The organism is Stenotrophomonas riyadhensis, from assembly GCF_040256885.1.
Classification (GTDB): domain Bacteria; phylum Pseudomonadota; class Gammaproteobacteria; order Xanthomonadales; family Xanthomonadaceae; genus Stenotrophomonas; species Stenotrophomonas riyadhensis.
Map to the genome: position 1 here is coordinate 3,039,237 of NZ_CP155568.1, position 23,891 is coordinate 3,063,127.

The window sequence follows — 23,891 nt, forward strand, 5'->3', positions numbered from 1 at the left end:
GTTCATGCCTCCGCCACGCGCAGGGCGCGCACAATACGCACATGCCTGCTACCCCCACCGCTGGCGCTGCCGCCGCGAAGAAACCCAGCCTGCGCCAGCGCTTCAGGGCGATGCGCAACCTGCCACCGTTCCTGCGCATGGTGTGGCAGACCAGTCCTGTCCTGACTCTGGCCAGCCTTGGCCTGCGCCTGATCCGTGCGCTGCTGCCGGTGGCGATGCTCTACGTCGGCAAGCTGATCATCGACAGCGCCCTGCACCTGAGCCAGCACGACGCTGGCTTCCCGCCGCTGGGCGAAGCGCTGTCCAGTGGCGTGCTCAATCCACTGCTGGGCCTGCTGGCGCTGGAATTCGGCCTGGCCATCGCCTCGGATCTGCTCGGCCGGCTGGTCAGCTACGCCGATGCCCTGCTCTCGGAACTGTTCGCCAACGTCACCAGCATCCGGTTGATGGAACACGCGGCAACGCTGGATCTGGAGGACTTCGAGGACCCGGACCTGCAGGACAAGCTGGACCGTGCGCGACGCCAGACCATGGGCCGGATGAACCTGATGAGCCAGTTGTTCGGCCAGGTGCAGGACGCGATCACCGTGGCCAGCCTCGCCGTCGGCCTGCTGGTCTACGCGCCGTGGCTGATCCTGCTGCTGGCGCTGGCACTGGTGCCGGCCTTCATCGGCGAATCGCACTTCAACGCGGCCGGCTACAGCCTCAACTTCCAGTGGACGCCCGAGCGCCGCCAGCTCGACTACCTGCGCCAGCTCGGTGCCAGCGTGGAAACGGCCAAGGAAGTGAAGATCTACAACCTGCACCGCTTCCTGGTGGAGCGCTACCGGCGCCTGTCGGTGGCGCTGTTCCAAGCCAACCGCGCCCTGGCCCGGCGCCGCGCGTTCTGGGGCACGCTGCTGGCCGCACTGGGCACACTGGGCTACTACACAGCGTACGCCTACATCGCATGGCGCACGGTGCGCGGCGACTTCTCGATCGGCGACCTGACCTTCCTCGCCGGCAGCTTCCTGCGCCTGCGCCAGCTGCTGGAGGGCCTGTTGATCGGGTTCTCGCAGGTGGCCAGCCAGGCGCTGTACCTGGATGACCTGTTCTCGTTCTTCCAGATCCAGCCGGAAATCCACTCGCGTGAAGGTGCGGTGCGCGTGCCGCAGCCGATCCGGCAGGGCTTCGTGTTCGAGAACGTCGGCTTCCGCTACCCGGATGCCGAGCAATGGGCGGTGCGCCACCTTGATTTCCAGCTGCAGGCTGGCGAAGTACTGGCGCTGGTCGGTGAGAACGGCGCCGGCAAGACCACCCTGGTGAAGCTGCTGGCACGGCTGTACGAACCGGACGAGGGCCGCATCCTGCTCGATGGCCGCGACCTGCGCGACTACGACCTGGATGACCTGCGCGCCAACCTCGGGGTGATCTTCCAGGACTTCGTGCGCTACAACCTCAGCGCCGGCGAGAACATCGGCGTCGGCCAGGTCGAGGCGATGGACGACCAGGCGCGCATCGCCGACGCCGCGCGGCGCGGCATGGCCGAGGAAGTGATCGACGACCTGCCCGGCGGCTACGACCAGCTGATCGGCCGCCGCTTCAAGCAGGGCGTGGACCTGTCCGGCGGCCAATGGCAGAAGATCGCCATCGCCCGCGCATGGATGCGCAATGCGCAGGTGATGATCCTGGATGAGCCAACGGCGGCGCTGGATGCGCGAAGTGAGTTCGAGGTGTTCCAGCGGTTCAGGGAACTGGCGGATAATCGCACCGCAGTGCTGATTTCCCACCGTTTCTCCTCGGTACGCATGGCCGATCGCATCCTGGTGCTGGCCGATGGCCGGATCGAGGCCAGCGGCACCCATGAGCAGCTGATGGCACAGGGCGGCCGCTACGCCGAGCTGTTCGAACTGCAGGCGGCCGGCTACCGCTGAGAACGCCTCTCGTTCCGCCTAATGAGAACCTGTCTCATTTGAGATAGAATCACCCCCGACGACTTCCGATAGATACGCCCATGTCCTCCGCTTTTGGCGCCGAAACGGTGCTTGAGGTCCGCCACTGGACCGATGCTTACTTCAGCTTCACCCTCACCCGCGACAGCGGTTTCCGCTTCGAGAACGGCCAGTTCGTGATGATCGGCCTGGAAACCGAGGCGCGGCCGCTGCTGCGTGCGTATTCCATCGCCAGCGCCAACTGGGAAGAGCACCTGGAGTTCTTCAGCATCAAGGTCCAGGACGGCCCGCTGACCTCGCGCCTGCAGCACATCAAGCCGGGTGACAAGGTGCTGGTCGGCAAGAAGCCCACCGGCACTCTGCTGATCAGCGACCTGCACCCGGGCAAGAACCTGTACCTGCTGGGCACGGGCACCGGCATGGCGCCGTGGCTGTCGGTCATCAAGGACCCGGAAACCTACGAGCGCTTCGAGAAGGTGATCCTCTGCCACGGCGTGCGCTACGAGAAGGACCTGGCCTACCGCGATTACTTCGAGAAGGAACTGCGTGAGCACGAGTTCCTGGGCGAGATGATCGGCGACAAGCTGCTGTACTACCCGGCCGTCACCCGCGAGCCGTTCGCCAACCAGGGCCGCCTGACCCAGCTGATGCAAAGCGGCGAGATGCAGCGCACCCTCGGCCTGCCGGAGCTGAACCCGGAGAACGACCGCGCGATGATCTGCGGCAGCCCGCAGATGCTGGCCGACCTGCGCAGCGTGCTCGATGCCCGTGGCTTCCAGGTCTCGCCGCGCATCGGCCAGCCGGGCCATTACGTGTTCGAGCGCGCGTTCGTCGAAAAGTAAGCAAAAAGGGGACGGAGGGGATTAAGTCGTTTGTGCACAAACGACTTAATCCCCTCCGTCCCCTTTTTGGGTTCATCTCACAGCAGCGCTTCGATCTCGTCGCGCAGCTGCTCCGGCCTGGTGGTGGGCGCATGCCGCGACACCACCTGCCCCTGGCGGTCGACCAGGAACTTGCTGAAATTCCACTTGATGCGGGCACTACCCAGCAGGCCGCGCTTCTCGCGTGACAGCCATGCCCACAACGGATCAGCCCCCTCGCCGTTGACCTCGATCTTCTCCGACAGCGGGAAGCTGACCGGGTAGTCCAGCGAACAGAACTGGCGGATCTGCGCGGCGTCGCCGGGCTCCTGTGCACCGAACTGGTTGCATGGGAACCCGATCACCACCAGGCCACGCTCGCGGTAGTCCTGCCACAGCTGTTCCAGCCCGGTGTACTGCGGGGTGAAGCCACAACGGCTGGCGACATTGACCAGCAGCAACGGGTGACCCTGGTACCGGGCCAGGGCCTGCGGCTGGCCGTCGAGGTCGCGGAAGCTGAAATCGTAGGCAGTGGTCATGGCAGCGGGCCGTGGGCGGTGAATGCATGGTACCCGCGCCCAGCCCCGGCAACATGCCTTTTGACACAAGTGCGGGCGCCGCCGGCCGGGTTACCCTCGGGCCCTTGTTTGCCTTACCGGAGTTCCTACCTTGACCACTCGCCTTGCCCTTGCCGTGGCCATGTCCCTCGGCCTTGCCCTGCCCGCCTTCTCGGCCGGCGCCGCCACCCCGGCTGCCAGCACCCATGCCCAGCAGGCCAATCCGTTCTTCGCCGAAAGCCCGCTGCCGCTGCATTTCCCGCAGTTCGACAAGATCAAGGACAGCGACTTCGCCCCGGCCTTCGACGCCGGCATGGCGCAGCAGCTGAAGGAAGTGGAGGCGATCGCCAACAACAAGGCCAAGCCGACCTTCGACAACACCATCATCGCCCTGGAAAAGAGCGGTGACATCCTCGACCGTGCGACCACCGTGTTCTTCAGCCTGGTCGGCGCCGATACCAACGACACCCGCAAGAAGCTGCAGGCCGACTACTCGGCGAAGTTCGCCGCGCACAGCGATGCGATCGCGCTGAACGGCAAGCTGTTCGCCCGCATCCAGGCGCTGTATGACACCCGCAGCCAGCTGGGCCTGGACGCCGAAGGCGTGCGTCTGGTCGAGAAGTACTACGACAACTACGTGCGTGCAGGCGCCAAGCTGTCCGACGCCGACAAGGCCACGCTGAAGGAGATGAACGCCGAGCTGGCCAACCTGGGCACCAAGTTCAGCCAGAATGTGCAGTCGGAAGTGAACGCTTCGGCGATCACCGTTGACGACGTCAAGGAGCTGGACGGCCTGTCCAAGGAGCAGATCGCCGCCGCCGCCGAAGCCGCCAAGGCTCGTGGCCTGGAAGGCAAGTACGTGATCACCCTGCTCAACACCACCGGCCAGCCGCCGCTGACCAACCTGGCCAACCGCGCCCTGCGCCAGAAGATCTACGAAGCCTCGACCACCCGCGGCAGCCGCGGCGGTGAGTTCGACAACACCGCGCTGGTCTCGCGCATCATGCAGCTGCGTGCCGACAAGGCCAAGCTGATGGGCTTCCCGAACTTCGCCGCCTACAACCTGACCAACCAGACCGCCAAGACCCCGGAAGCGGTCAACGCAATGCTGGGCAAGCTGGCTCCGGCCGCCGTGGCCAATGCCAAGCGCGAAGCCGCCGACCTGCAGGCGATGATCGACAAGGAACAGAAGGCCGCGCGCAAGCCGACCTTCCAGCTGGAACCGTGGGACTGGGCCTTCTACAGCGAGAAGGTGCGCCAGGCCAAGTACAACTTCGACGAGTCGCAGCTGAAGCCGTACTTCGAGATGAAGAACGTGCTGGAGAACGGCGTGTTCTACGCCGCCGGCCAGGAATTCGGCCTGACCTTCAAGCAGCGCACCGACCTGCCGGTCTACCACGATGACGTCACCGTCTACGACGTGTTCGACGCCGACGGCAGCCAGCTGGCGATCTTCATCTTCGACCCGTATGCACGCGCCTCCAAGCGCGGTGGTGCGTGGATGAACTCCTACGTCTCGCAGTCCAAGCTGACCGGCTTCAAGCCGGTGGTCGCCAACCACCTGAACATCCCGAAGCCGCCGGCCGGCCAGCCGACCCTGCTGACCTGGGACGAGGTGAACACCACCTTCCACGAGTTCGGCCACGCCCTGCACGGCATGTTCTCCAACGTGAAGTACCCGTACTTCTCGGGCACCTCGGTACCGCGTGACTTCGTCGAGTTCCCCTCGCAGGTCAACGAGATGTGGTCGGACAACCCGGTCATCCTGAAGAACTACGCCAAGCACTACCAGAATGGTTCGGCGATGCCGCAGGCACTGCTGGACAAGGTGCTGGCTGCGGCCAAGTTCAACCAGGGCTTCGCCACCACCGAGTACCTGGGTGCAGCGATGCTGGACCAGCGCTGGCACCAGATCGGCGCCGACCAGGTGCCGGCCGCCAAGGACGTGATGGCCTTCGAGCGCGCCGCGCTGGAGAAGGACGGCATCTACTACGCGCCGGTTCCGCCGCGCTACAAGACCCCGTACTTCAGCCACATCATGGGCGGCTACTCGGCCGGCTACTACGCCTACATCTGGTCGGAAGTGCTCGATGCCAACACCCAGAAGTGGTTCAAGGACAACGGCGGCCTGAGCCGCAAGAATGGCGACCACTTCCGCGCCACCCTGCTGTCCAAGGGCGGCAGCGTCGACGCGATGCAGCTGTTCCGCGATTTCGCCGGCCACGAGCCGCAGATCGAACCGCTGCTGGAAAAGCGTGGCCTGACCGGCGCCGGCAACTGATCGCCCGCGCGGTAGCCTGAAACGAAAACCGCCCGGGAGACCGGGCGGTTTTTTTGTTGTGATTGGGGTCAGAGCCCTTCTCTGCGAAAAGGGACCTGACCCCGGGGTCGGATCCCTTTCCGCGGAACGGGCTCCGACCCCGCTCCGGCTTCATCGTGGCGCCACGTACCCACCCGGCACGCCTTCCGGCGACAGCACCAGCTGCCACAGCTGCGCGTGCCGGCAACGGAAAGTGGCCATCGATCCAGCCAGGTAGAAGCGCCACATGCGCCGGAAGTGCTCGTCGTAGCGCGCATCCAGCCGGGGCCACGCCGCTTCCACGTTGCGCCGCCAGGCCTGCAGGGTCAGGTCGTAATCGGTACCGAAGTTGTGCCAGTCCTCCAGCACGAAGCGGCCCTCGAACGCCTTGGTGATCTGCACCGCCGATGGCAGCATCGAGTTGGGAAAGATGTAGCGCGCGATCCACGGATCGGTACGATGCCGCGAGATGTTGGTGCCGATGCTGTGCAACAGCAGCAGGCCGCGCGGTGACAGGCAGCGCTTGGCCACCTCGAAGAAACTGCCGTAGTTCTTGTCACCGACATGCTCGAACATGCCGATCGAGAAGATCGCATCGAACGGTTCGTCCAGCTCGCGGTAGTCCTGCAGGCGGATCTCGATCGGCAGGCCCGCACACAGTTCGCGGGCGAACTCGGCCTGTTCCTGCGAAATGGTCACGCCGACGCCGCTGACACCGTAGCGCTCGGCGGCGAACTTCAGCGCTTCACCCCAGCCGCAACCGATATCCAGCACGCGCTGGCCCGGGCGCAGGCCCAGCTTGCGGCAGACCAGGTCGAGCTTGGCTTCCTGCGCTGCATCAAGGTCATCAGCGTTGCGCCAATAGCCGCAGCTGTAGACCAGGCGCTGGCCGAGCATGGCCTGGTAGAGATCATTGCCCAGGTCGTAATGGCGACGACCGACTTCGTAGCTGCCCTGCCCCGCCTGCAGGTTGAACAGGCGCGCCTTCAGCGCGTCTGCCACTTCGCGCCAGCCGTGCACCCGCTCATCCAGGTGCGCCTGCATCAGGTGGACGAGGAATTCATCCAGGACGTTGGCATCCCACCAACCCTCCATGTAGCTCTCGCCCAGGCCGAGCGAGCCGTGGCCCATGACCCGCGCGAAAAAGCGCGGGTCATGCACCTGGATGTCCTGTGGCTGGGTGCCGCCGATGCGGACCCCGGCTTCGTGGAGCAGGCCGGCGACCCGCTCCTGCAACCCTGTATCCACGCCACCTCCTCGACTGCGGTCAACCGCGTGCGAACAGCTCCACGTAGTCCTTGGCCACGTGCGGCAACAGCACCGCCGCCGGTACATCGGCGGTCTGGGTGCCGTCCGAGTATGGACCCACCTGGTACGGCGGGAAAACAAAGCGCAGCGCGGTGATCTGCCCCTTGTCGTCGGTCAGCGGCTGGAACTGGCTGAAATTGTCGGCCTGCGGGCCGGTACCGTCGGCGATCATGCGCGATGCATTGCGCAGCGATTCCTGCAGCTGGGCCGGGTCCATGTCCTCGCCGCTGAGGCGCGTGGCCACGCGTTCGCGCAGCTGGTCGGCGACGAAATCGCTGATTGCCTTCCAGCCCTTGGCGTCGGCCACCAGCTTTTCGGCGCTGAGCATCTGCTGATGCTGCGGCAGCCACACGAAGCGGGCCACCAGCGGTTCACCGTGGGCGCCACCGGTGTAGCGGCTGCCATCGGCACTGACCACCACCAGCTGCGGGGTTTCCAGCAGCTTCTCGAAGCTCAGCGACAGCTCGTAGGGCATGGTCGGCTTGTCGTTGCCCAGCCCGTCCAGCGCCTGCTGCAGGTCGCTGCGCGCGCTCGTCGCATAGCTCTGCAGCGCGCGGGCCAGGCCCGGATAACGGTCGATGCCGGCCGGGTAGCTGATGCCCACCACTTCGCGCTCGTTGTTCTCGATCACGTCGCGCAGGTCCAGCGGCGCTTCCGTGGCCGGCGTTTCGCCTGCGGCGGTGGCTTCGGCGGCGGGCGCCGCGTCGGTCGCCGGTGCCGGCTCGCTTTCACGCTGGCAACCGGCCAGCAACAGCACGCCCACCACGCCGGCCAGCACGCTGCCGTGCAGTGGCCGGTTGTTTCCAATCTTCATCGGGATCCCCTGTTCATGTTTGTACATCATCGCCTGCCATGGCTGAAGCGTGGCCCGCTGGCATTCAGCCAACGAGCAGGTCGTGGTACTCCTCGTGCCGCTGCAGGAAGGCCTCGGCGTAGGAACATGCCGGCACCACCTTGTACTTCTGCTCGCGGGCGAAACGCAGCGCCACACGGGTCAGCTCACCGGCAATGCCACGGCCCGCGATCGGCTCGGGCACCTCGGTGTGGGTGATGACCATGCGCTTGCGCTTGATCTGGTAGTCCAGCACCGCCAGCTGTCCTCGCACACGGGCGGTGAAGCGGTGGTTGGCCAGGTCGTGTTCGACCTCGTAGGCCAGACCGGGGGGCGTGACCGAAGCCATGGAACTGTCTCCTGCGGCGACTGCGTGGATGGTGCGCAGCCGGGCGCCATGATCGCGTGAAGCCTGAACAGGGGCAAGTCCAGTGCGTTCACGTCAGTTTTCGACCCTCAAGCTGGAGGGCCAGCGGCCGCTATCGCCTGTGGAGGGGTCCGGCCAGGCTGGCACGACCCTTGCGACCGTTGACCATGCGCACCACCGTGGAGGCTCCCATGCACGCCAGCAATTCCCATTCCGATACCGACCGCGCCCTGCTGGAGGGCCTGCTGCAACTGGCGGTGGAAGGGCAGACCGAGGATCAGGATTTCCAGCGCATCGGCGAGGAAGTGTTCGCCCGCCTGCTGGATACCTACGGCCAGCAGACCGCGGCCTGACCCGGCCGGGGCGGATCGGACCCGATCCGCCCCGCTACCTGCATCAACCGCCGCCGAGGCGGAAGGTCGGGTTGGAGAGCTCGCGCAGGAAGTGGTTGAAGATGCTCGGCTGCATGGCCAGCATGAAGATCACGCCGAACGCCGCGCCCGCCAGGTGCGCGCTGTGGTTGATGCGGTCACCGCCGCGCTTGTCCATCCAGATGCTGTAGCCGACGTAGAACGCGGCATAGATGATCGCCGGTGCCGGGATGAAGAACACCAGGATGATCGACCACGGCTTGATCAGGATGAAGGCGAACAGCACCGCCGACACCGCCCCGGACGCACCGAGGCTGAGGTAGTTCGGGTTCTTCTGGTTCTTCAGGTAGCTGGGCAGGATCGAGACCAGCAGCGCACCGATGTAGAACGCCGGGTAGGTCAGGTAACTGCCGGTCAGCTGCACCATCACGCTCTCGATGAATCCCCCGAAGAAGAACAGGGTGATCATGTTGAAGATCAGGTGCGACCAGTCGGCGTGGATGAAACCATAGGTCACCAGCCGGTCGTACTGGCGGTGACGGTCGACGGCTGGCGGCCACAGGATCAGGCGGTCGGCCAGCTTGCGGTTGTTGAACGCCATCCACGACAGGAGGGCGGTGATGGCGATCAACAGCAGATTGACGGGGGTCATGTCAGGCTCAGGCGCTACGGTAGTTGTCGACCATACGATAGCGTTTCGCGTACCAACCGAAGGCCAACGCCGCGACGAAGGCGAAGCCGGCGAAGAAGAACATCAGGAACGCCGCTTCGCTCAGGCCTGTGCCGGCGATCTGGTGGGTCACCGTGTCGTTGCGCACCGCCGCGTTGGACAGCAGCACCCACAGGTTGCCGATGGTGGTGGTCAGGTTCCAGAAGCTCATCACCACGCCCTTCATCGCCTGCGGCGCCTGGCTGTAGGCGAACTCCAGGCCGGTGGCCGAGACCAGCACCTCGCCGAAGGTCAGCAACGCGTACGGCAGCATCTGCCAGAAGATCGACATGGCGTTGCCGCCGTCCATCACCACCTGGATGCCGCCCACCACGATCCAGGCCAGGCCACTGAAGGCAATGCCGGCGGTCATGCGGCGCAGTGCGGTCGGCTCGAAGCCGAAGCGGCGCAGGGCCGGGTACAGCACCAGGTTGTTGAACGGAATCAGGATCATCACCAGCAGCGGGTTCAGTGCCTGCATCTGCGAGGCGGTGAACCAGCTCGGCATCTGCATCTGCTGGCCCTGCAGGACCCAGGTCGAGGCCTTCTGGTCGAACAGCGAGAAGAACGGCGTGGTCAGCGCGAAGATCACCAGCACGCGCAGCACCGAGCGCACGCCCTCCACGGCTTCGGCCGGATGCTGGCCACGGGCGCGGTCCAGCTGCAGCCAGGTGCCACCGCCGATGCCCGCCAGGATCGACACCAGCGCAAGGCACAGGCAGATCACGATGCCCAGCGAGCCGACCAGGCCGAACGAGGCCACTGCCAGCACCAGGCCGAGCACGGCGATCACCAGGCCCGGACGGCCCTGGCCGGCCACGCGCGCGGTCAGCGCGGTGCGTACCACGTTGGCGAACGAATGCGGATCCTTCGGCGGCAGCGGCACCAGCACGTAGCGCTTGCGGCCCAGCCAGAACACGAAGGTGGCGATGAACATCAGGATGCCCGGGATGCCGAACGCCCACTGCGGGCCCCAGTTCTTCAGCACCAGCGGAATCAGCAGCGAGGCGAACAGCGAGCCGAAATTGATGATCCAGTAGAAGGCATCGAAGACGACCTTGGCCAGGTGCTTGTTGCTCTGGTCGAACTGGTCACCCATGAACGAGGCCACCAGCGGCTTGATGCCACCGGCGCCGAGCGCGATCAGGCCCAGGCCAAGGAAGAAGCCTTCGCGGCTGTTCTCGAACAGCGCCAGGCACAGGTGGCCGGCGCAGTAGACCAGGCTGAACCAGAGAATGGTGTGGTACTTGCCGAAGAACCTGTCGGCCAGCCAGCCACCGAGCAGCGGGAAGAAATACACGCCGATCATGAAGCTGTGCATGATGTCCTTGGCTTCACCGGCACGGCCTTCCGCCGTGATTTCCTGCAGCAGCAGCGAGGTGATCAGGAACTGCACCAGGATGTTGCGCATCCCGTAGAAACTGAACCGTTCGCAGGCCTCATTGCCGATGATGTACGGAATCTGGCGCGGCATCTTTCCTTGGCCGGCGATGGGGGCGACTGCGTCGTGGCTCATCCTGTAAGGCATTCCTGCAAAGCGAAAGGCGCAAGGTTACCGGAACCGGGGCTTGCGAAGCACGCTGCAGGGCTGCATGACAACGGTGCCAATCCATGGCAGGCCGTTCTGGCCCTGCCGGAAGTCACGGCACCTGCACGACAAAAGCGTAAACTTATCGTTATGCGCCCCCTCGCCCCCGCCCGCCTCCTGCTCAGCTGTCTCGTGCTGCTGCTGGCGTTGCAGGCCCAGGCGCGGCCGCAGGCGCCGGCCGCCACTGCCAGTGACAACGAGCCCCGGCAACTGACCGTGGCCGCGCTGGAACTGCCCAGCCGTGATGATGCGCATTGGAAGCAGCGCCGCGAGCAGGTCGCGCAACTGCTGACCGAGCTGCAGCCGGACGTGATCTCGGTGCAGCAGGTGCTGCAGCAGCAGGGCCGCAATCCAGCCTGCTGGCTGGCCAGCCGGCTGCGCTACAGCTGCGACTTCGTCACCGCTGACCCTCCCAGCCAGCCACTGCGGCATGGCAACGCCATGCTGACCCGGCTGCCGGTCAGCGAAGACGGGGTGACCCTGCTGCATCCTCCCGGCACCTTCAGTGCGGCCGGAATGATGCGCCTGAAGCTGGGCGAGGCGCTGGTCAACATCTATGTCGCGCGGCTGCGCCCGGACCCGGACGAGGCCACCGCCCGCCAGCACCAGACCAGCGATCTGATGACCTGGATCGGCGCCACCTCCGAGGGCATGCCGAGCCTGATCGCCGGCGATTTCTCGGCCAACACGGTGGAACTGGTGCGCAGCACGCCGGGTTTCCAGCCGGCCCGGCGCAATCCCGGTGGCCGTGCAGACCCGCCTGCGGCCAGCGGCGGCGGTGCGAGTGGCCATGGGCTGGACGTGCTGTTCCAGGTCAAGCACTTCGGCGGCATCCGCCAGCAGCCGATCCTGCTGCCGGCCGATGGCGACCTGCCCGGCCTGCGCCTGGGCGTGATGGCGACCCTGCGCCTGCAGGGTGATACGGCCACGGCCGAATAGGTAGTGCCGGCCGCTGGCCGGCGCCTCGGGTACCACACGATTGCCGGCCAGCGGCCGGCACTACCGAATGACTCCTGCAACAGAAAAGGCCGGGGTCTCCCCCGGCCTTTTCAGTTCATCCCGTTACCGCGATCAGGCGATCGCTTCCTGGTAACGGCGCTCGACTTCGTTCCAGTCGATGACGTTGAAGAACGCGCCGATGTATTCCGGGCGGCGGTTCTGGTACTTCAGGTAGTACGCGTGTTCCCACACGTCCAGGCCGAGGATGGGGGTGTTGCCTTCCATCAGCGGGCTGTCCTGGTTGCCGGTGCTCTCGACCACGACCTTCTTGTCCGGGGTCACGCTCAGCCACGCCCAGCCGCTGCCGAAACGGGTCAGCGCCGCCTTGGTGAAGGCATCCTTGAACTTGTCGAAGCCGCCCAGGTCCTTGTCGATGGCCTTGGCCACGTCGCCCACCGGGTTGCCGCCGGCGTTCGGGGCCATCACGGTCCAGAACAGCGAGTGGTTGGCATGGCCACCACCGTTGTTGCGCACCGGGCCCTGCAGGTTCTCCGGCAGCGACTTGAGCTTCTTCACCAGCTCTTCGACCGGCAGGTCAGCGTACTCGGTGCCTTCCAGCGCCGCGTTGACGTTGTTGATGTAGGTCTGGTGATGCTTGGTGTGATGGATTTCCATCGTCGCCGCATCGATATGCGGTTCCAGCGCGTCGTAGGCGTAGGACAGCTTGGGCAGGGTGTAGGCCATGATGCATCTCCTGATTGCGAGGGCACCCGACGATGTCGGGCGGTGCGCGGTGAATGATGGGGACAGACCGCCAGATTACCAAGGGGGATGTAAAGGAAATTGCGTCCTGCCAGTGAGCACGACGGCAATTGTTACGCATCAGTGACGCAGCGATCTCCTCATGCACCGTGCAGCGCGCAGGCGCTACAGTGCGTGTACCACCCTCGCGTGCCCCTGCCCATGCGCAACCCCCGGCTGCTGATCACCGCCATCGCCCTGCTGCTGCTCGGCCTGGTCGCCAACCATTTCCTGCAGCGGCCGCCGGCGCCGCAGTTCGCGCCGGACCTGCAGGGAGCGCCTACGGCACGGGCGCCTGCCACGGCCACGCCCGGCAAGGACAACGGCCTGCCCGCGTTCCTGCCGGCTGAAGCACGCCAGACCATCGCCCTGATCCAGCGTGGTGGCCCGTTCCCGCATCGCCAGGACGGGAGCACCTTCGGCAACCGCGAACAGCAGCTGCCGCAGCGCCCGCGCGGCTACTACCGCGAGTACACCGTCGATACCCCCGGTGCGCGTACCCGCGGCACGCGCCGCATCGTCACCGGTGGCGATCCGCCGGAGGCGTGGTACTACACCGACGACCACTACGCATCGTTCCGCAGCTTCACCGTGCCAGCCCAGGGAGCGCAGCAATGAGCCACGATGATTTCGGCCTCGGCCTGCATGACATCAACAACGCTGGCGTCTACGCCATCGACAGCGACGACATCAGCGCACTGGCCGCGGCGATGCGCGATGCCGGACTGAAGGTGATCCACATCGACCTGGAAAGCGTGGCCGACAAGCGCACCCTGCTGGCCCGGCTGGCCGCACAGATGGATTTTCCGGCAGGCTTCGGCGGCAACTGGGATGCCCTGTCGGACAACCTGCGCGACCTGCAGTGGCTGCCGGCCAACGGCTACGCGCTGTTCCTGGCCGACGTGGACACGTTGCGCGCCTCCACGCAGAAGGACTTTGACACGTTGCTGGACGTGATGGACGAAGCCAGCCGCGACTGGGTTGGCCGCGACGTGCCGTTCTGGGTGTTCCTGTCGCAGAGCGCGTAAGGTCACTGCCCTGGTGGATGCCGACCTTGGTCGGCATGCGTGCATCCGGTAGATGCCGACCTTGGTCGGCGCTTCTGTGCCAACCAAGGTTGGCACCTACCAAAGCGCGAGCCGGCCAGCAGGTCGGCCGTGACGTGCGGTTCTGGGTGTTCCTGTCGCAGAGCGCGTGAGGTTACTGCCCTGGTGGATGCCGACCTTGGTCGGCATGCGTGCTCCGGCAGAGGCCGACCTTGGTCGGCGTTTCTGTGCCAACCAAAGTTGGCACCTACCAACGCGCGAGCCGGCCAGCGTGTGGGGCGCGGCCCCCCTGCCTAGCGGCTCCCGTTATCTTCCTGCAGCTCTTTCTTGAACGGAATGTCCGGCGGCGGTCGTGCCACCGCCGGCTGGTCCTGCATGTTGGGGTTGGTCAGGCCACAGCCACCACCGGCCTGCAGGATCGAGATCACGCAGGAGATCTTCGTGCTGGTACCCGGCAATGGAATCTCCATCGCCTTGACGCCCTTGCGCACCCACTCGGCCAGCAGCGATTCCTGCGGCACCCAGTACTTGTCGAACGACGTGGGCGTGTAGTCGTACGGGGGTCGCTTCAACCAGGTGCCCGATTGCGCGATGCGTTCCTTGCTCCAGCCATCGTTGGCGCCACCGGGCGCACCGCGCTCGGCACGACCCTCGCCCTCCTGGCCCGGCACGCGGACGCTGCCATCGGCATTGAACAGGCCACTGCCCTTGCTGCTGGTACTGGCCTGTCGGGCGCCAGTGGCGGCGCCGTCATGGCTGCGGCTCGATGCACCCCAGTCATCGCCCTTGGCGGGCGTAGCCCAATTGCCCGGATTGGGAGCCGGGCGCGCTCCAGCCTGGGCCGGGGTCGTGCTGGATGCAGCAGGCCGCGCGGCGCTGCTGCTCGCCTGCGTCGCGCTGCCATTGGCCGCCGGCGCGGGCGTTGCCGCGGGTGCATTGCCACTGGAAGACGAAGGGGCTGCCACCGGTGCCGAGGCTACTTCGCGCTCGCGCACCTGTACGTCACGACCCGCCGGCGCATGCACTGCCGGTTCACGACCGGCGACGGTCGCCATCCGCACCTGCGGATCAACCACCGCCTGCACTTCACGCTCGCGCACCTGTACGTCCCGCTGCGGCACGCGCACCTGCACATCGGCCGTGCGCAGCGGCTGCGACACCGCCGGTGCATCGACCGTACTGACTTCGCGCTCCTGCACCGGGATGTCACGCAGCTGCGGCGTCCGCACCGCGATCTGCGGCGCACGCATCGCGGTTGGGGTTGGCGGCGCCTGCACCGGCTGCACGCTGCGCTCGCGCACCGTGGGTGTGGTGTCACGCGGCACGATGCTGACCTCGGTGCGCGGCACGCTGACCGGCGGCACCACGAAATCCGAGCTGGCCTGCGCCACTTCGGTGGCCTGCACCGGCGACGGTGGCGGGGCCGCAAGCGGGGCCGACTCGACTTCGGCCGGCGGCGACGGCACGCTGGCTGCCGGTGCTGGAGTCGGTGCGGGCGCAGGCGCCGACGCGGCCGCAGGACGCGGCTCAGGTGCAGTCGCAGCCCCCGCTTCCCGGCCGGCGGCAACCTGGCCGGCCGGTGCCGCCGCAGCCGCCTCGGCACCCGGCTGATCGCCCCCACCTTCCTGGGTGGCGCGACCGACGAATTCCACCTGCACACGCTCGCCTTCGGCGCCCTCTGCTTCCGGTGCCGTGGTGCGGATCACCGCCACCCACAGCAGCAGCATGAAGAACAGCAGGTGCAGCAGCGCGCTGGCCAACGCCGAGGTCCAGCGCATCCAGCGCTGATCGCGCGGCGCAGCATCCCAGTCCTGCCAGAACAACCGGCGCAGCGCCTGCCAGGGTGACAGGCGAGGCGATTGGCCCGGCGGTCCTGGCAGCGGGCGCGGCAGCAATACCGCAATCACTTCGCGGGCGTGGAACGGCCGCGGCAGCGGGCCCAGCGAGCGCAGCCACAGCGCCCAGCCATAGGGCAGGCGCGTAGTCTTCTCGAGGACGGCGCGTGGCTGCTGGCGGGCCAGCAGCAGTTCGATGAGTTGCTCGGCCCGGGTCAGAGGCACGCGTCAGCAGTCAGGCGACGTTGCCGCGCGGGATGTAAGGCGCGTGGCCGCTGTCGTGGTCGGTCGCGTCGCGCACGGCGGTCACGCCTGGCACGCGGCCCATCAGGGTCTTCTCGATACCCTGCTTGAGCGTCACGTCGGCCATGCCACAGCCCTGGCAGCCACCGCCGAAGCGCAGCAGCACCACGCCGTCGGCCGAAACCTCCTGCACGGCCACCTTGCCGCCATGCGAGGCCAGCTGCGGATTGACTTCGTTCTCCACCACCCAGTGCACGCGCTCGACCAGCGACGCGGCATCGCCGGGGGCCTCGCCCTTGATGCGCGGTGCCTTGATGGTCAGCTGCTGGGTACCGGCGGTGCCGGCGACGATGTCGATCTCGGCGCCGTCGAGCCAGCCGACGCTGCTCGCATCGACGTAGAGGGTGAAGCCATCGCAGTCCACCGCCCACTCGTCACCGAGCAGGTCGGTCGGTTCGGCGAACTCCAGCCGGGCATCGGCGCGCGGCGTGCCAGGTTCGACCGCGCTCAGGCGCACGCCCATGCCGGGCACGCCCTCGCGTTCGATCAGCTTGCGGAAATGGGTCTGGGCAGTGTCGGAGATCTGAATCATCAGGCTATTCTAGCCAAGTAAGCGTCAGCCGCTCATTCGGTTTATACACCGTCCGGCGCATTGTTCAGTCAACACGAGGTGGAGATTCCCATGGCCGACCTGATTCCACTGGCCCAGGCCCGTTGCGTGCCGCGCAAAGGCAGCGACCACAAGCTCGGCGAAGCCCGCCTGGCCGAACTGCTGCCGCAGATTCCCGGCTGGGAGCTGAGCGAGGGTGGCCAGGCCCTGCTGCGCACCTTCCGCTTCAAGGATTACTACGCCACCATGGCCTTCGTGAACGCGCTGGCCTGGATCGCACACCGCGAGGACCACCATCCGGACCTTGGCGTGCACTATGACCGCGCGGTCGTGCGCTTTTCCACCCACGACGTGGGTGGCCTGAGCGAGAACGACTTCATCTGCGCGGCAAAGACTTCGGCCCTGACGGAGCAACTGCCATGAACGTACGTTTGCTGAGCCTGTCCCTGATCGCTGCGACCGGCCTGGCCGGCTGTGGCGCGTCCGAACCGCCGGCACCGCCCCCGCCGCCGCCGACCGAAGTGGCCGCGGTGAAGACGCCGCCGCCGCAGTACCCGCTTGAGCTGGCCTGCATGGGCGTGGGTGGCACCAGCACCTTCAAGGTGACCATCGGCACCGACGGCAAGCCGAGCGAAGTGGCTCTGCTGACCGGCGCCGGCAACCCGCAGCTGGACGAGCTGGCCAGGACCGCCGTGCAGGGCTGGCAGTTCAATGCCGCCACCCGCAACGGCCAACCGGTGCCGGCCACCATCCAGGTGCCGGTCAGCTTCAACCCGCCGCAGCCGAAGCCCGACCAGTGCTTCGCCATCGAAGAACGCCTGCGCCGCGGCGGCTGATCGCGCACACCCCGACGAGGCCAGCCGACGCCCGCCTCGCCCTCGCCGCCCCGGCACTGCCCGGGGCGGTTGTCTGTTGACCAGGACCGCGTCGGTAGATGCTGCAGATTCCCCCCGAAAACATCTGGATCGCGCTGGCGGTCACCCTCGCGGCCGGCCTCGCCACCGCGATCGGCAGCCTGCTGGTGCTGTTCTCGCGCCGGCCCAATCCGCGCCTGCTGGCCTTCGGCCTGGCCTTCGCCGGCGGCGCGATGGTCTATGTGTCGCTGTCGGAGATCCTCAACAAGTCCATTGCGTCGTTCGCCCTGGCCTACGGCGAGCGCACCGGCTTCACCTACGGCACCCTGGCCTTCCTGCTGGGCGTGATCGTGATCGTGCTGATCGACCACTTCATCCCCAACCCGCATGACAGCCTGGACAAGCAGGACCCGGCGTTCCGCGAGAACAGCCGCGAGTACCTGAAGCGGGTTGCCCTGCTGACCTCGATCGCGATCACCGCGCACAATTTCCCGGAAGGGTTGGCAACCTTCTTTGCCACGCTGGAGAGTCCGTCGGTCGGCATGCCGCTGGCCTTCGCCATCGCCATCCACAACATTCCCGAGGGCATCGCCATTGCGGTGCCGGTGTACTTCGCCACCCAGAACAAGTTCTACGCGTTCAGTGCCAGCCTGCTGTCCGGCCTGGCCGAACCGGTGGGTGCGGCGCTGGGCTACTGGCTGCTGTCCGGATCACTGTCGCACGCCACCTTCGGCTGGGTGTTCGGGCTGATCGCCGGCGTGATGGTGTTCCTGGCGCTGGATGAACTGCTGCCGGCGGCCAAGCGCTATGCCAAGGGCCACGAAACGGTGTACGGGCTGGTGGCAGGCATGGGCACGCTGGCGATCAGCCTGGTGCTGTTCAAGTGGTGAGGGGTTTGCGACCCGCCCTGTAGAGTCGAGCCATGCTCGACTGTTCTTCGGCCGGGGCGCGCGAAAAGCCAGTCGAGCATGGCTCGACTCTACAACGGGAGCGCCGGGCACGGCCCGGCGCCAGCTTCAGCGCAGCCGATCCAGCGCCTCGACCAGCTCATCGGCCAGCGGCGCGTTCAGCACGTACGGGCTCTTGCCGTCGTCCAGCGCGAACTCCAGCGAGGCCGCGTGCAGGAACAGGCGCTTCAGCCCGATCTGCTCACGAAGCCGCTTGTTGACTGCAGGATCGCCGTACTTGTCGTCACCGGCCACCGGGTGCCCCAGATGCTGGGCATGCACGCGGATCTGGTGGGTACGGCCGGTCTCGATGCGGACTTCGCAGTAGGAATGACCACCGCGACGCTCCAGCACACGGAAGTGGCTGATTGATTCCTTGCCGATCGCATTGACCTGCACATGGCGCTCGCCGCCCTGGCGCAGGCCCACGTGCAGCGGCGCATCGACCGTCATCACGCCGTCGGGCATGCGCCCGGCCAGCAGGGTCAGGTAGCGCTTGCGGATGCCGGCGCCGTGATCTTCACGCAGCAGCGCCTGCAGTTCGCTCAGCGCGGAGCGCTTCTTGGCCACGATCAGCAGGCCCGAGGTGTCGCGATCCAACCGGTGGACCAGCTCGAGGGTCTGGCCTGGGCGCAGGGCGCGCAGGGTCTCGATGGCACCGAAACTGATGCCGCTGCCGCCGTGGCTGGCCACGCCGGTCGGCTTGTTCAGGGCCAACAGACGGGCATCCTCGAAGACGATGGCCTGCTCCAGGCGGCGCATGAACGCCTCCGGCGGACCGGCCTTGTCTCCTTCCTCAGCGAGACGAACCGGCGGCACACGCACTTCGTCACCGGCCTCCAGCTTGCGTTCGGCCTTGGCGCGGCCACCATTCACCCGTACCTGGCCGCTGCGCACCAGCTTGTAGACCAGGCTGCGCGGGGCACCCTTCAGCTGGCCGAGCAGGAAGTTGTCCAAGCGCTGGCCTGCGCGGTCGGCGGGAACGGTGATCATGCGCACGGAAGGCTTGTCGCCAGCGGGTTTGGTGGGGTCTTGGGCGGTCATCAGGCTGTTTATTCTGTTACACTCGGGGGGCGAGATAAGGGATTGATTTCGTTGGAAGTTACTCAGGGCCAGAAGCCCAGCTTCCGACGAATCCGGCACAGTGCGCGACCACCGCCCGCGGGGCGGCCATGTTAGCGGCTCACCGGCCTTCCCGGCCATCGCCGGATGCCTGACACGCAACCGTGCTGAACATGTCCCGCGTGGCGCTCCAGCCTGGCTGACAGCTGCCTGCGGCCTGTAACACCCCAAAACCCATAAGAGTGAAGCGCTCCCGCGGCCTGCCGTGGTGTCGTAGCGCTGGAAACCCAAGCCGCCCTCCCCGCGCTTGCGCGAATGGGCGGCGAACCGTGTCCAGAGGCGAAACCCCATGGCGTTCCGCGCGGTAGCCGCTTGCGAGGAACGCAACAATGAAGCGAATGCTGATCAACGCCACGCAGGCTGAAGAGCTGCGTGTTGCCATCGTGGATGGCCAGTCGTTGTATGACATCGACATCGAACAGCCGTCGAAGGAACAGAAGAAGTCCAACATCTACAAGGGCCGGATCTTCCGCATCGAGCCCTCGCTGGAAGCAGCCTTCGTCGAGTACGGCGGTGGCCGCCATGGCTTCCTGCCGCTGAAGGAAATCTCCCGCGACTACTTCCAGGCCGGTGTCGACCACAACAAGGCCGGCATCCGCGAGCTGCTGAAGGAAGGCCAGGAGATCGTCGTCCAGGTGGACAAGGAAGAGCGTGGCAACAAGGGCGCCGCCCTGACCACGTTCATCTCGCTGGCCGGCCGCTACATGGTGCTGATGCCGAACTCGCCCAGTGCCGGCGGCGTGTCCCGTCGCATCGAGGGCGAAGACCGCGCCGCCCTGAAGGACGCCCTGGACAAGCTGAACATCCCCGACGACATGGGCGTGATCATCCGTACCGCCGGCGTCGGCCGCGATGCGGAAGAGCTGCAGTGGGATCTGGACTACCTGCTCAACGTCTGGCGCGCCATCGCCGAAGCCGCACTGAGCAAGCCGGCCCCGTTCCTGATCTACCAGGAATCGCGCCTGATCGTGCGCGCCCTGCGTGACTACCTGCGCGCCGACATCGGCGAGATCCTGGTGGACACCGAGGAGATGTACGAGCACGCCCGCGAGTTCATGCAGCAGGTGATGCCGCAGACCCTGCGCAAGCTCAAGCACTACAAGGACGACATCCCGCTGTTCAACCGCTTCCAGATCGAATCGCAGATCGAAGGCGCCTACGAGCGCAACGTGCGCCTGCCGTCGGGCGGCTCGATCGTGGTCGACCAGACCGAAGCGCTGACCGCGGTCGACGTGAACTCCTCGCGCGCCACCAAGGGCAGCGACATCGAGGACACCGCGTTCCAGACCAACCTGGAAGCAGCCGAGGAAGTGGCCCGCCAGCTGCGCCTGCGCGACCTGGGCGGCCTGGTAGTGATCGACTTCATCGACATGGCCTCCAACAAGCACCAGCGCGAGGTCGAGAACCGCCTCGCCAACGCGCTGAAGTACGACCGTGCCCGCGTGCAGGTCGGCCGCATCTCGCGCTTCGGCCTGCTGGAAATGAGCCGCCAGCGCCTGCGCCCGAGCCTGGGTGAATCCAGCCAGATCGTCTGCCCGCGTTGCGACGGCCACGGCCGCATGCGCAGCGTCGAGTCGCTGTCGCTGTCGATCATCCGCGTCGCCGAAGAGCATGCGATGAAGGAGAACACCGGGCAGGTGCTGGTGCAGGCCCCGGTGGAGATCGCCAACTACCTGTTGAACGAAAAGCGCAGCGCCCTGCGCGAGATCGAGCAGCGCCACGAGGCGCCGATCGTGATCGTCGCCGACGAGCAGTTGCACACCCCGCATTACACCGTCACCCGCCTGCGTGAGAACGAGCTGGGTGAAGAGAGCAGCAAGCCCAGCTACCAGCGCGGCACCCCGCGCAAGCTGCCGGTGCATGCGCTGACCAAGGGCCAGCTGAACATCCCGCCGCCGGCGGTGACCCAGGTCAAGCACACCTCCCCCGCCCCGGTGCGTGAGGAAGTGGAACCGGCCGCAGTGGCCCCGGCTCCGGTCGCTGCAGCGCCGGTGGCGCCGGCCCCGGCGGGCGGCGTGATCGGTTGGCTCAAGCGCGTGTTCGGTGGCGAACCTGCCCCCGCGCCGGCGCCGGCAGCCCCTGCTGCGCGCCAGCAGCAGGACGGCGGCCGCAAGGACCGCAACAAGGATCGCAACAAGGACCGCAAGGATCGCCGCGACGACAACCGTGGCAATGGTGGCAACGCCAACGCGCAGCAGCAGAAGGACGGCGGCAACCGCAAGGACCGCGGTGAGCAGCGCAGCAAGGACGGCCGCAACGGCAACAACGGCAATGCCCAGCAGCAACCGCAGCAAGGCAAGCAGAAGGAGCCGCAGCAGAAGGATGGCCAGCAGCAGCCGCAGCAGCAGAGCAAGCCGCGCAACGAGCAGCAAGGCCAGAACCAGAACCCGCAGCAGCCGAAGCTGAAGCAGCCGAAGCAGCCGCGCCCGCAGCAGGACGGTGACAAGCCGGCCGAGAAGCCGCAGCGCAACGCCGCCGAAGCACCGGCCGAAGCCGTGACCGCGGCTGCCGCCGTGGCCGCCACGGCGGTCGCCGCCAATGCGGTGACCGCGCAGGAAGCGACCGCGCCGGTTGCTCCGGTGGCCGCCGCTCCGGCAGAAGCCGCAGCACCGGTCGACACGACTGCCAACACCGCCAGCGAAGCCGAGGTGGTTGCGGTTGCCGGTGAAGAGGCTGCAACCGACGCCAATGGCGAGCAGACCGGCGAAGGCGCGACCCGCCGTCGTCGCGGCCGTCGCGGTGGCCGTCGCCGTCGTCGCGGTGGCGCCGAGAATGCCGCTGGCAGCGACGCCCTGGGCGATGACCAGGACGATGGTGACGAAGGCGATGACGCCGATGGCGCCGAGCCGAACGTCGACAACATCGCCGGCACCACGCCGGTCGCTGCTGCGCAGCCGGCCCGTTCGCAGCCGGAATTCGACTTCGATGATGACGTCGAGCCGACCGCCGACGCCGCGAAGCCGGTCCGTGCCGCCGCTGCCGTTGTCGCCGCGCCGGTCGCAGTGGTGAGCAGCGCCGTGGTCGAAACCGCCGCGCCGGCCGTGGCCGAAACGCAGGCCCCGGTGGAAGCCGCTGCCAAGGCTGAAGCGGTGTCCTCGCCGGTGCAGACCAGCATGCTCGATGCCATCGACGCCGCGACCCCGGTCCAGCCGGTGGCCGTTGCGGCTCCGGTAGCGGACGCAAAGCCGGCGGCGGCTGAGGTTGCCCCGGTCGTTGAAGCCGCTCCGGTGGTGGAGGTGAAGCCGGTCGTGGTCGAGGCGGCACCGGTGGTGGAATCGAAGCCGCAGGTTGTTGAAGCAACCCCGGTGGTTGAAACCAAGCCGGTGGCCAGTGAGATTGCCGCGGTGGTGGAGGCCGCCCCGGCCGTTGAAGCCACGCCGGTCGTCGAGACTGCGCCGATCGTCGAACAGCCGGTCGCTCCGGTGGCGGTCGAAGCCGCGCCGATCGAAGCCGCTGCCCCGGTGGCCGAAGCCGTGGTGACGCCGTCGATCGATCCGGTCGCCGATGGCCATGCCGACGCTGCAGCCCAGGCTGCGGAAGCCAGGGCCGATGAAGAAGACGAAGAGGCCGCCAAGCGCACGCCGCCGGCGAACTGATCGCACGTTGATCGCGTGAAAACGAAACGGCGGGGATCAATGATCCCCGCCGTTTCTGTTTGTGCGTCGGACGCGTGCAGCGCCCTGGTAGAGGCCAACCTTGGTTGGCGCCGTTGTTGGAGCGAACGCGGACACGCCCGTGCCAACCAAGGCTGGCAGCTACCGGAGCGTGCTCCGTCAGGGTTTCGGTGCGAACTGCAACCGGGTCCACACACCGTAGTGATCGGAAGCCCAGCGACCGCTGTCGTCGGGCTGGTCAAACAGGAGTTTCGCCTCGCGCGCGACCATCTCGTCCTGCTGGAAGAAGATGTGGTCGATCCGCGAGGGCGCCTGGTAGTAGTGACGATTGAGCGTACTGACCCCGGCCAGGTCGGTATTGACGTGCACGCTGCCGTAGCTGTCGCCGTAGTGGCTGCGCAGCTCGCTCAGGTCACCGGCGTCCACCAGCGCATTGAAGTCACCGGCGATCACCACCGGCGCACCAGCGGACGTTGCAGTGATGAAGCGCAGCAGGTCCTCGACCTGGCTGCGACGGATGCGCTGCCCACTCTCGTCGTTGCGCTCGTTCAGATGCGTGGCGTAGACGTTCACTGGCGTGCCGTCGACGTCGATGCGCAGGTGAGCGACCGTGCGGTAATCATTCAATGGCTGCAGCAGATGATCGCCCTGGGCAAGGATCGGGCGGCGGCTCAGCAGCGCGTTGCCGTAGCGCTTGGGTGCCCCGACCGGATCGGTGGACACGAACACATACCTGTAGCCGAGTTGGCTGGCCAGCCACTGCGCCTGGTTGCGCACGTTGCGGCGCTGGATCACCTCCTGCAGCGCGATGGCATCGGGCTGCAGGCGCTTGAGTTCGGCCAGGATGGTGCGGCGGCGGCTCGGCCAGTCCTCGCGGTCATGATGCAGGTTGAAGGTGACCATGCTCATGCCTGGCGCACTGGCCACCTCAGCCACCTCAGCCGGCGCAGCGGTGGCCGCAGGCGCCACCGCCATCACCCCGACCGGCAATGCCAGGGCAATCGCCAGTCCCAGGGCGCGCACCGTCATGCGCGCCCTCGCCCCCTGTTGCTTCATCG

Annotated in this window: 22 protein-coding genes; 11 read left to right on the forward strand and 11 right to left on the reverse strand. The window is 66.8% G+C overall.

The features are described 5' to 3' along the window. The first annotated feature begins 41 nt into the window (after nucleotides 1–41). Together SriyCCGPB3_RS14205 and SriyCCGPB3_RS14210 are read left to right on the forward strand one after the other, a co-directional pair. Complete coding sequence (locus SriyCCGPB3_RS14205; protein ID WP_164161916.1) at nucleotides 42–1,913, forward strand: ABC transporter ATP-binding protein; 1,872 nt, start codon at nucleotides 42–44, stop codon at nucleotides 1,911–1,913. Between the two features lie 80 nt (nucleotides 1,914–1,993). Further along, entirely contained in the window at nucleotides 1,994–2,773 is a 780-nt protein-coding gene (locus tag SriyCCGPB3_RS14210; RefSeq protein ID WP_153855963.1) for a ferredoxin--NADP reductase, read from the forward strand. 77 nt (nucleotides 2,774–2,850) lie between these two features. Here SriyCCGPB3_RS14210 and SriyCCGPB3_RS14215 read toward each other — a convergent pair whose 3' ends face one another. After that, the gene (locus SriyCCGPB3_RS14215; RefSeq protein ID WP_153855962.1) at nucleotides 2,851–3,330 is read right to left on the reverse strand and encodes a glutathione peroxidase; all 480 of its coding nucleotides are present in this window, start codon (nucleotides 3,328–3,330) and stop codon (nucleotides 2,851–2,853) included. Between the two features lie 130 nt (nucleotides 3,331–3,460). Between SriyCCGPB3_RS14215 and SriyCCGPB3_RS14220 the strand changes: the two genes are divergently transcribed. Then, nucleotides 3,461–5,629, forward strand: a complete 2,169-nt coding sequence (locus tag SriyCCGPB3_RS14220) for a M3 family metallopeptidase (RefSeq protein ID WP_110712865.1) — start codon at nucleotides 3,461–3,463, stop codon at nucleotides 5,627–5,629. A 150-nt stretch (nucleotides 5,630–5,779) separates the two neighbouring features. Here SriyCCGPB3_RS14220 and cfa read toward each other — a convergent pair whose 3' ends face one another. From cfa to SriyCCGPB3_RS14235, 3 genes are read right to left on the reverse strand one after another with little or no spacing between them, the layout of a single operon-like run. After that, nucleotides 5,780–6,895 (reverse strand): cyclopropane fatty acyl phospholipid synthase, encoded by a 1,116-nt coding sequence (gene cfa, locus SriyCCGPB3_RS14225; RefSeq protein ID WP_164161917.1) that lies wholly within the window; start codon nucleotides 6,893–6,895, stop codon nucleotides 5,780–5,782. Between the two features lie 19 nt (nucleotides 6,896–6,914). Then, nucleotides 6,915–7,796: a DUF3298 and DUF4163 domain-containing protein gene (locus SriyCCGPB3_RS14230; protein WP_071229774.1), complete on the reverse strand. Its 882-nt coding sequence runs from the start codon at nucleotides 7,794–7,796 to the stop codon at nucleotides 6,915–6,917. A 37-nt stretch (nucleotides 7,797–7,833) separates the two neighbouring features. After that, the gene (locus SriyCCGPB3_RS14235; protein WP_005417588.1) at nucleotides 7,834–8,136 is read right to left on the reverse strand and encodes a GNAT family N-acetyltransferase; all 303 of its coding nucleotides are present in this window, start codon (nucleotides 8,134–8,136) and stop codon (nucleotides 7,834–7,836) included. A gap of 209 nt (nucleotides 8,137–8,345) precedes the next feature. Between SriyCCGPB3_RS14235 and SriyCCGPB3_RS14240 the strand changes: the two genes are divergently transcribed. Continuing rightward, complete coding sequence (locus SriyCCGPB3_RS14240; protein WP_014037806.1) at nucleotides 8,346–8,507, forward strand: hypothetical protein; 162 nt, start codon at nucleotides 8,346–8,348, stop codon at nucleotides 8,505–8,507. Nucleotides 8,508–8,550: 43 nt separating this feature from the next. Here the strand turns inward: SriyCCGPB3_RS14240 and SriyCCGPB3_RS14245 are convergent, their stop codons facing one another. Together SriyCCGPB3_RS14245 and SriyCCGPB3_RS14250 are read right to left on the reverse strand one after the other, a co-directional pair. Next, nucleotides 8,551–9,177, reverse strand: a complete 627-nt coding sequence (locus tag SriyCCGPB3_RS14245; protein ID WP_164161918.1) for a rhomboid family intramembrane serine protease — start codon at nucleotides 9,175–9,177, stop codon at nucleotides 8,551–8,553. Between the two features lie 7 nt (nucleotides 9,178–9,184). Beyond that, the gene (locus SriyCCGPB3_RS14250; RefSeq protein WP_164161919.1) at nucleotides 9,185–10,750 is read right to left on the reverse strand and encodes an oligopeptide:H+ symporter; all 1,566 of its coding nucleotides are present in this window, start codon (nucleotides 10,748–10,750) and stop codon (nucleotides 9,185–9,187) included. A gap of 162 nt (nucleotides 10,751–10,912) precedes the next feature. Here SriyCCGPB3_RS14250 and SriyCCGPB3_RS14255 point away from each other — a divergent pair, with 162 nt between their 5' ends. Beyond that, on the forward strand, nucleotides 10,913–11,761 hold the full coding sequence (locus tag SriyCCGPB3_RS14255) for an endonuclease/exonuclease/phosphatase family protein (RefSeq protein WP_110712871.1): 849 nt from the start codon (nucleotides 10,913–10,915) through the stop codon (nucleotides 11,759–11,761). A 132-nt stretch (nucleotides 11,762–11,893) separates the two neighbouring features. Here SriyCCGPB3_RS14255 and SriyCCGPB3_RS14260 read toward each other — a convergent pair whose 3' ends face one another. Then, nucleotides 11,894–12,505, reverse strand: coding sequence for a superoxide dismutase (locus SriyCCGPB3_RS14260; RefSeq protein ID WP_005410310.1), 612 nt, complete (start codon nucleotides 12,503–12,505; stop codon nucleotides 11,894–11,896). 219 nt (nucleotides 12,506–12,724) lie between these two features. Here SriyCCGPB3_RS14260 and SriyCCGPB3_RS14265 point away from each other — a divergent pair, with 219 nt between their 5' ends. Both SriyCCGPB3_RS14265 and SriyCCGPB3_RS14270 read left to right on the forward strand, forming a co-directional pair. After that, nucleotides 12,725–13,180 carry a ribonuclease domain-containing protein gene (locus tag SriyCCGPB3_RS14265; RefSeq protein WP_110712872.1) on the forward strand — a complete coding sequence of 152 codons (456 nt, stop codon included), beginning with the start codon at nucleotides 12,725–12,727 and terminating at the stop codon, nucleotides 13,178–13,180. Beyond that, nucleotides 13,177–13,590 (forward strand): barstar family protein, encoded by a 414-nt coding sequence (locus tag SriyCCGPB3_RS14270; protein WP_197611425.1) that lies wholly within the window; start codon nucleotides 13,177–13,179, stop codon nucleotides 13,588–13,590. The genes SriyCCGPB3_RS14265 and SriyCCGPB3_RS14270 overlap by 4 nt, the downstream gene beginning before the upstream one ends. 311 nt (nucleotides 13,591–13,901) lie before the next feature. Here the strand turns inward: SriyCCGPB3_RS14270 and SriyCCGPB3_RS14275 are convergent, their stop codons facing one another. Further along, a complete protein-coding gene (locus SriyCCGPB3_RS14275) occupies nucleotides 13,902–15,668 on the reverse strand; it encodes a hypothetical protein (protein ID WP_350259448.1) in 1,767 nt (588 codons plus the stop codon). A gap of 10 nt (nucleotides 15,669–15,678) precedes the next feature. Next, entirely contained in the window at nucleotides 15,679–16,278 is a 600-nt protein-coding gene (locus SriyCCGPB3_RS14280; RefSeq protein ID WP_153855957.1) for an NfuA family Fe-S biogenesis protein, read from the reverse strand. 90 nt (nucleotides 16,279–16,368) lie between these two features. Between SriyCCGPB3_RS14280 and SriyCCGPB3_RS14285 the strand changes: the two genes are divergently transcribed. The 3 genes from SriyCCGPB3_RS14285 to zupT all read left to right on the forward strand — a co-directional run bounded on the left by SriyCCGPB3_RS14285 (nucleotide 16,369) and on the right by zupT (nucleotide 18,040). Beyond that, the gene (locus tag SriyCCGPB3_RS14285; RefSeq protein ID WP_100440645.1) at nucleotides 16,369–16,719 is read left to right on the forward strand and encodes a 4a-hydroxytetrahydrobiopterin dehydratase; all 351 of its coding nucleotides are present in this window, start codon (nucleotides 16,369–16,371) and stop codon (nucleotides 16,717–16,719) included. Beyond that, nucleotides 16,716–17,132 (forward strand): energy transducer TonB, encoded by a 417-nt coding sequence (locus SriyCCGPB3_RS14290; RefSeq protein ID WP_164161923.1) that lies wholly within the window; start codon nucleotides 16,716–16,718, stop codon nucleotides 17,130–17,132. The genes SriyCCGPB3_RS14285 and SriyCCGPB3_RS14290 overlap by 4 nt, the downstream gene beginning before the upstream one ends. A 98-nt stretch (nucleotides 17,133–17,230) precedes the next feature. Next, the gene (gene zupT / locus SriyCCGPB3_RS14295) at nucleotides 17,231–18,040 is read left to right on the forward strand and encodes a zinc transporter ZupT (RefSeq protein ID WP_014037815.1); all 810 of its coding nucleotides are present in this window, start codon (nucleotides 17,231–17,233) and stop codon (nucleotides 18,038–18,040) included. A gap of 126 nt (nucleotides 18,041–18,166) precedes the next feature. Here zupT and SriyCCGPB3_RS14300 read toward each other — a convergent pair whose 3' ends face one another. After that, nucleotides 18,167–19,141, reverse strand: coding sequence for an RluA family pseudouridine synthase (locus SriyCCGPB3_RS14300; protein ID WP_110712877.1), 975 nt, complete (start codon nucleotides 19,139–19,141; stop codon nucleotides 18,167–18,169). 407 nt (nucleotides 19,142–19,548) lie between these two features. Here SriyCCGPB3_RS14300 and SriyCCGPB3_RS14305 point away from each other — a divergent pair, with 407 nt between their 5' ends. After that, nucleotides 19,549–22,815 (forward strand): Rne/Rng family ribonuclease, encoded by a 3,267-nt coding sequence (locus tag SriyCCGPB3_RS14305; RefSeq protein WP_350259449.1) that lies wholly within the window; start codon nucleotides 19,549–19,551, stop codon nucleotides 22,813–22,815. 177 nt (nucleotides 22,816–22,992) lie between these two features. Here the strand turns inward: SriyCCGPB3_RS14305 and SriyCCGPB3_RS14310 are convergent, their stop codons facing one another. Next, a complete protein-coding gene (locus SriyCCGPB3_RS14310) occupies nucleotides 22,993–23,889 on the reverse strand; it encodes an endonuclease/exonuclease/phosphatase family protein (RefSeq protein WP_180866313.1) in 897 nt (298 codons plus the stop codon). Between the last annotated feature and the right edge of the window lie 2 nt (nucleotides 23,890–23,891).

Excerpts from the sequence above, each read along its gene's own strand:
- SriyCCGPB3_RS14205 (WP_164161916.1), top strand. The coding sequence starts at position 42 with ATGCCTGCTACCCCCACCGCTGGCGCTGCCGCCGCGAAGAAACCCAGC.
- SriyCCGPB3_RS14210 (WP_153855963.1), top strand. The coding sequence starts at position 1,994 with ATGTCCTCCGCTTTTGGCGCCGAAACGGTGCTTGAGGTCCGCCACTGG.
- SriyCCGPB3_RS14215 (WP_153855962.1), bottom strand. The coding sequence starts at position 3,330 with ATGACCACTGCCTACGATTTCAGCTTCCGCGACCTCGACGGCCAGCCG.
- SriyCCGPB3_RS14230 (WP_071229774.1), bottom strand. The coding sequence starts at position 7,796 with ATGTACAAACATGAACAGGGGATCCCGATGAAGATTGGAAACAACCGG.
- SriyCCGPB3_RS14235 (WP_005417588.1), bottom strand. The coding sequence starts at position 8,136 with ATGGCTTCGGTCACGCCCCCCGGTCTGGCCTACGAGGTCGAACACGAC.
- SriyCCGPB3_RS14240 (WP_014037806.1), top strand. The coding sequence starts at position 8,346 with ATGCACGCCAGCAATTCCCATTCCGATACCGACCGCGCCCTGCTGGAG.
- SriyCCGPB3_RS14245 (WP_164161918.1), bottom strand. The coding sequence starts at position 9,177 with ATGACCCCCGTCAATCTGCTGTTGATCGCCATCACCGCCCTCCTGTCG.
- SriyCCGPB3_RS14250 (WP_164161919.1), bottom strand. The coding sequence starts at position 10,750 with ATGAGCCACGACGCAGTCGCCCCCATCGCCGGCCAAGGAAAGATGCCG.
- SriyCCGPB3_RS14255 (WP_110712871.1), top strand. The coding sequence starts at position 10,913 with ATGCGCCCCCTCGCCCCCGCCCGCCTCCTGCTCAGCTGTCTCGTGCTG.
- SriyCCGPB3_RS14260 (WP_005410310.1), bottom strand. The coding sequence starts at position 12,505 with ATGGCCTACACCCTGCCCAAGCTGTCCTACGCCTACGACGCGCTGGAA.
- SriyCCGPB3_RS14265 (WP_110712872.1), top strand. The coding sequence starts at position 12,725 with ATGCGCAACCCCCGGCTGCTGATCACCGCCATCGCCCTGCTGCTGCTC.
- SriyCCGPB3_RS14270 (WP_197611425.1), top strand. The coding sequence starts at position 13,177 with ATGAGCCACGATGATTTCGGCCTCGGCCTGCATGACATCAACAACGCT.
- SriyCCGPB3_RS14280 (WP_153855957.1), bottom strand. The coding sequence starts at position 16,278 with ATGATTCAGATCTCCGACACTGCCCAGACCCATTTCCGCAAGCTGATC.
- SriyCCGPB3_RS14285 (WP_100440645.1), top strand. The coding sequence starts at position 16,369 with ATGGCCGACCTGATTCCACTGGCCCAGGCCCGTTGCGTGCCGCGCAAA.
- SriyCCGPB3_RS14290 (WP_164161923.1), top strand. The coding sequence starts at position 16,716 with ATGAACGTACGTTTGCTGAGCCTGTCCCTGATCGCTGCGACCGGCCTG.
- zupT (WP_014037815.1), top strand. The coding sequence starts at position 17,231 with ATGCTGCAGATTCCCCCCGAAAACATCTGGATCGCGCTGGCGGTCACC.
- SriyCCGPB3_RS14300 (WP_110712877.1), bottom strand. The coding sequence starts at position 19,141 with ATGACCGCCCAAGACCCCACCAAACCCGCTGGCGACAAGCCTTCCGTG.
- SriyCCGPB3_RS14305 (WP_350259449.1), top strand. The coding sequence starts at position 19,549 with ATGAAGCGAATGCTGATCAACGCCACGCAGGCTGAAGAGCTGCGTGTT.
- SriyCCGPB3_RS14310 (WP_180866313.1), bottom strand. The coding sequence starts at position 23,889 with ATGAAGCAACAGGGGGCGAGGGCGCGCATGACGGTGCGCGCCCTGGGA.